Source organism: Rhizobacter sp. (genome assembly GCF_031412075.1).
GTDB lineage: Bacteria > Pseudomonadota > Gammaproteobacteria > Burkholderiales > Burkholderiaceae_C > Rhizobacter.
Window position 1 is genome coordinate 1 of record NZ_JANOCG010000135.1, and the last position, 3,552, is coordinate 3,552.

General features: G+C 62.1%; 3 protein-coding genes. 2 read left to right on the plus strand and 1 reads right to left on the minus strand.

All coding sequences use genetic code 11. The annotated features are described in order from the left end of the window. Nucleotides 1-491 precede the first annotated feature (491 nt). Nucleotides 492-1,106, minus strand: a complete 615-nt coding sequence (locus RMO40_RS04950) for a histidine phosphatase family protein (RefSeq protein ID WP_309717142.1) — start codon at nt 1,104-1,106, stop codon at nt 492-494. 245 nt (nt 1,107-1,351) lie between these two features. Here RMO40_RS04950 and RMO40_RS04955 point away from each other — a divergent pair, with 245 nt between their 5' ends. After that, nucleotides 1,352-1,813 (plus strand): hypothetical protein, encoded by a 462-nt coding sequence (locus tag RMO40_RS04955; RefSeq protein WP_309717145.1) that lies wholly within the window; start codon nt 1,352-1,354, stop codon nt 1,811-1,813. Nucleotides 1,814-1,934: 121 nt separating this feature from the next. Continuing rightward, nucleotides 1,935-3,314 carry a tRNA (N6-isopentenyl adenosine(37)-C2)-methylthiotransferase MiaB gene (miaB, locus tag RMO40_RS04960; RefSeq protein WP_309717148.1) on the plus strand — a complete coding sequence of 460 codons (1,380 nt, stop codon included), beginning with the start codon at nt 1,935-1,937 and terminating at the stop codon, nt 3,312-3,314. The last annotated feature ends 238 nt before the right edge of the window (nt 3,315-3,552 follow it).

The following is a 3,552-nucleotide window of genomic DNA, read 5'->3' on the forward strand; positions in this document are numbered from 1 at the left end:
GAGCGCTGACAAGGCGATGTACCGAGCCAAGGTCGGCAAGACGCGTTTCGCATTCGCCAGTGATCGGACGTAGTGGAGCTGGATAACGCACTGTCTGGCTAATGCACGCAGCGGTACTCTACTTCTTTTGGCAGGCGTCGAAGCTCGCAGTGATTGACAAACGGACCCATCAGACCGAGCAATGGCACGCACTGGCATTGCACTGCACTTGATGGGCAGCTTGGCTCTGACCGCACTTGGTATTGCGACGGTCAGTGGGTTTCGCACCATGACCTCAGGAGCTCAGACGCCCGGTGAGTGGAACGTGCTCCGGCACATCAATTTTTGGGGCAACTCCTCCGTGAAGCGCCACCAATTTCACCAATACATCGTCAGTCAAATTGCGGGCGAGGCATCTTTTCTGGCGGTACAGTCGCCTGCGATATGCGGCTTGCGCGCACAGCGCTCGCGACACCAGATTGACAGCAATTTTACCGAGTCTCGGCGCTTCTCTACACCGCCGGAAACCGGGCCAGCACCTGCGGCGCGCCTGCGGCACCCCCGCGCAGCACCAGACCTTCGCCAGAAGCAATGCTGGTAGGCACCAGTTCTGATATCACGAACATGTGGGTGACCCAGACCTCGAACCCTCCTTTGCGTTTCGATGCGGCCGCCAGGGCCTCGCGCAGCGCCTGCTGGTGGATGCGGTTGGCAGTCTCGTCCACGCCCTGCGGCGATCCCAAAGCGGGCCACACGTCACCACGCTCAAATGCCAGGTTGGCGGTGTCGACGCAGCGACACCAGGGGCTGGTACGCACGCGCGCTGGCCGCAGCGACCGGGCCTTGAACCACGCCCCCATGCGCCGGGCCTGGGTTCGGCCTTCTTCGCTTAGATTGCGCTGGGTACTGCAGTCGCCGAGTCGAAATTCCGGCGGATCGAAAGTGCCGGGTGCCAGGGCATGGCGTACGACCAGCACGCAAGCGCCCGCGCGCAGGGCCGATTCTGGCTCCGCGTCCCCGGCATGGGATAACAGGTGCGGCAAGACCAGGCTGCTACCCAGAAAGTTACGGCGCGACAACAAGGACATGGCGAATTTCCTGACCGGTTCACACTGAAAGATTTTCATGGTAGTTTCAGCGGGCCGACCGTGCAGCATGGCGCAGTGATGGCGTTCCGGGTCGAGGGGTTTATGCAGGGCGTTCCCTGCGGGGTGGTGCAAGTTCCATCGCAGAAGACCTTGGCCTGTCGCGCGTACACGTCGGCATTACACTTGGAGCCTCCGGCCGCCAAGCCCAATGTTGTTGCACAGGTGCTTGTCGGCGCGGATTCACGCGATGCTCTGCGTGTATTTGCAGCCTCTGGACGAATACCATGAACCGCTGTCAGTCTTTTCTTGCCACGCTTGCCGTGGGTACGCCGTTACTCTTGCAGCTTGGTGCTTTGGCGTTGGCACCAACTTCGGCCCACGCACAACTGGCGGTGCGCCAGTTCCCTGCAGCCGCCAAACGCGGCGCGCTTACTGTCACGGCACCGCCTGCTGTGCTCATCAATGGCGCTGCGGAGCGGCTTGCGCCGGGCATCCGCATTCGCGGCACGACCAATGCGCTGGTTATGTCTGGCGCGCTTGTGGGGCAGACCGTGCTGGTCAACTACGTGCGCGAGCCCCAAGGCTTGATCCGGGAGATCTGGATACTCAACGCCGCCGAAGCAGAGGAAGAACGCAAAGGCATGGAGCCAGTCGTCAACTTCACCTTCGAATCATCGGGCGACAAACCCAAGACGGACGACGGCAAGACGCCTTTTGACCAGTTGCCCAAGTTCAAGCAGCCATGAGCACCGCCGGGCCGTTCCCAAGGGCTCATACCGCAATGCGCAGCATGGAGGGTAGTCCAGTGAGCACCGCCGGGCCGTTCCCAAGAGCGAATACCGCAATGCGCAGCATGGAGGCCACCTGATGAGCGGGCCCGTTACACCGCCGCTGCGCGAGGGGCAGCCGGCCAGCAAGAAAGTATTCATCAAGACCTTCGGGTGCCAGATGAACGAATACGACTCCGACAAGATGGTCGATGTGTTGCACGCCGCCCAGGGGTACGAAGCCACGCTGGATGTTAACGAGGCGGACCTGATTTTGTTCAACACCTGTTCGGTGCGCGAAAAAGCGCAGGAAAAAGTGTTCTCGGATCTGGGCCGCATCAAACACCTGAAACGCAGCGGTGTGCAGATCGGCGTGGGGGGCTGTGTGGCAAGCCAGGAGGGGGCGGCGATCATAGCGCGGGCACCCTACGTGGACGTCGTGTTCGGCCCGCAGACGCTGCACCGCCTGCCCGAGCTGCTGCGCCAGCGGCAATTGCAGGACCGCCCGCAGGTGGACATCAGTTTTCCGGAGATCGAGAAGTTCGACCATCTGCCGCCAGCGCGGGTGGAGGGCGCGACGGCTTTTGTCAGCATCATGGAGGGTTGCTCCAAATACTGCAGCTACTGCGTGGTGCCGTATACGCGTGGCGAAGAGGTATCGCGCCCGTTTGACGACGTGCTGGTCGAAATAGCCGGCCTGGCCGACCAGGGCGTGCGCGAAGTGACGCTGCTCGGGCAAAACGTCAATGCCTACCGCGCGGCTATGGGCGGCACGGCAGACGCGGCTGACCTTGCGACGCTGATCGAGTATGTGGCCGACATACCGGGCATCGAGCGCATCCGCTACACCACCAGCCATCCGAACGAATTCACGCCGGCGTTGATTGCGGTGTATGCGCGTGTGCCCAAACTCGTCAACCACCTGCATCTGCCGGTGCAACACGGCTCCGACCGCATCTTGATGGCCATGAAGCGCGGCTACACGGCGATGGAATACAAGTCCACCGTGCGCAAACTGCGCGCGATCCGACCGGATCTGGCGCTGTCGAGTGATTTCATCGTGGGGTTCCCGGGTGAGACCGACGCCGATTTCGACAAGATGATGAAGCTCGTCACCGACGTGGGTTACGACAGCTCGTTCAGTTTCATCTTCAGCCCGCGCCCCGGTACGCCCGCTGCCGCGCTGCACGACGAGATGCCACATCCAGTGAAACTGGAGCGCCTGCAGCGCCTCCAGGCCACCATCAACGACAACGTACGCCGCATCAGTGCCAGCCGCCTGGGCACGGTGCAGCGCGTGCTGGTCGAGAGTGCCGCGCGCAAAGACGCAAGCGAGCTCTTCGGCCGCACCGAATGCAATCGCGCCGTCGTCTTCAAAGGCCCGGCCCGGCTTGTCGGGCAGATGGTGGATGTGCAGATCACGGAAGCGCCGCAAAGGTCTCTGCGCGGCGAGGTGGTGATGAAGGAAGCGCTGGTCTAGCGCGGGCTGCGCGAGACGCTGCCTACGGCACCGAACCGTCGGCGTCACGGCTGGCGTCCGCAAATCCCACGCATTTGCACTGAGAGCTCCACTGCGGCCTGCATACCCTGCGGTCTTGTTACTGTGCCATGTCGATGAGCTCGATATCCTTCTTGAGCAAGTCATTGATAAAAGTGGACAAGTGCACTCCTTTCGCGCTTGCCAGCGCAGCGAGGGTGGCCTGCACCTGCTGCTCCAG

Excerpts from the sequence above, each read along its gene's own strand:
- RMO40_RS04955 (WP_309717145.1), top strand. The coding sequence starts at position 1,352 with ATGAACCGCTGTCAGTCTTTTCTTGCCACGCTTGCCGTGGGTACGCCG.
- miaB (WP_309717148.1), top strand. The coding sequence starts at position 1,935 with ATGAGCGGGCCCGTTACACCGCCGCTGCGCGAGGGGCAGCCGGCCAGC.
- RMO40_RS04950 (WP_309717142.1), bottom strand. The coding sequence starts at position 1,106 with ATGAAAATCTTTCAGTGTGAACCGGTCAGGAAATTCGCCATGTCCTTG.